Below are 1,127 nucleotides of genomic sequence, written 5' to 3'. Positions count from 1 at the left end.
TCGTTTTCTCCATGAAAAAAGCCCGCCAAAGCGAGCTTGCAGATCGTCGATTGTTGTGTGGGCTCAGGACTTCGCCGCAATATAGGCGTCCGCCGTCCTGATCATTTCGTCTTGCGTTGTCTCAATCCCCTTCTCGATGGCCGGGATTTTCAGCGCCCCCGCCTCGTATGCGGAGACAAGCGCCTGCGCGTCGGGCAACAGATCAGCGACAGCCGCAATCTGTTCCTGCGTGCCGTGCACTCCCAGCGCGATGACAGACCGGGCATGACAGTACATCGAGAGCTGCGCGAGATCCGCAATATGCCCCAGCAACTGCTCCTGCGGCACGCCTGCGGATTTCATCCGCGCAACAACCCGGCACCGCGCCAGATGTGCCTGTTCGGCTGCGGCCAGTGCGACGGCTTCCTCGTGCGGCATATCAATGTGCGGAATGTCGGTCATAATCAATCAGCCCTCCACCGGCTCGATCAGATCTTCAAACGGGATGGATGTGACGTAATATTCGGTGTTTTCACCAGCCGTGTGCAGGACACGCTCCGAATCAGGGTCGTCCTCATCCGGCAACCTCGCTGGATCGAAAATCCAGTTACTCGATAACCTGTAGGTGATGCCGCCACCTCGCAGATAAAGCCCGGAGTACCGGTAATTGATACCCGCTTCTTCTGCCCCGGTTTCCGGAGATCGTCGCATGGCATAGCCCATAAACTGCAAATGACTGGCAGTATTCGCCCACCGCGTCGAGTACTTTTTACATGTGAGATATCCGGCGTCACCACTCCATGCATCGCCGTTCCCCTCTATTTCCAAAAGAAGAGCTGCTACGAGCGTGCTGGATAGGTTTTCTGCGAATGGCGACGGTTCATCCCAAGTCACCTGACGCGAGATTTCGAGTCTCCCTACACCAAAATCGTTTTTTGGGAACTGCCAAAACACCGGATAAAGCCGGTCCGGACTGCCGCCGATGACGATGTCCTGCACATAGCGTTTTTCGGGATGCGCCTCGGCCAGAAACGTATCGACGTATTCAGGGGCTGACGTGCCGTCTATGATGATGGAGTTGGCATTCAGCCCGGTCACACTGATTAGTCCGGTCGCCCGATCAATCGTCAGAGCATCCTCCCAGATCC

At 56.4% G+C, this 1,127-nt stretch carries 2 protein-coding genes; both read right to left on the bottom strand.

Features of this window, described 5'->3' with window-relative positions; all coding sequences use genetic code 11:
* Window positions 1-63 precede the first annotated feature (63 nt).
* A complete protein-coding gene (locus tag E1297_RS01565) occupies window positions 64-441 on the bottom strand; it encodes a hypothetical protein (RefSeq protein ID WP_155133035.1) in 378 nt (125 codons plus the stop codon).
* A 6-nt stretch (window positions 442-447) separates the two neighbouring features.
* Window positions 448-1,127 (bottom strand): hypothetical protein (locus E1297_RS48950; RefSeq protein ID WP_196223122.1); only part of this gene is annotated, 680 nt, incomplete at its 5' end.

This window comes from Roseibium sp. RKSG952 (genome assembly GCF_009711355.1).
The sequence above is the reverse complement of the archived record's forward strand: the minus strand, read 5'-3'. Positions and strand labels throughout refer to the sequence as shown.